The sequence below is a fragment of the Pelorhabdus rhamnosifermentans genome (assembly GCF_018835585.1).
GTDB lineage: Bacteria > Bacillota > Negativicutes > UMGS1260 > UMGS1260 > Pelorhabdus > Pelorhabdus rhamnosifermentans.
On sequence record NZ_JAHGVE010000206.1, the window covers coordinates 1 to 215 of the forward strand.

At 49.3% G+C, this 215-nt stretch carries 1 pseudogene; it reads left to right on the top strand.

The window, feature by feature from the left end:
• Nucleotides 1-215, top strand: a pseudogene (locus Ga0466249_RS26375) (branched-chain amino acid ABC transporter permease); the annotation flags it as partial.

The following is a 215-nucleotide window of genomic DNA, read 5'->3' on the forward strand; positions in this document are numbered from 1 at the left end:
CATGTCGGCTTTTTTCCAGCCCTCATCATCGCCATGGTGATGACAGGACTGGTTGGGATGCTTATTGAACGCGTTGCTTATCGACCGCTCCGAAGTGCACCGAAAATAGCCATCTTAATTACGGCTATTGGTGTCTCTTTGCTCCTCGAATATGGCGGTATTTTGCTCCTTACACCGCAGCCCCGGACTTTTCCCGCTATTTTTACTGCTACTGT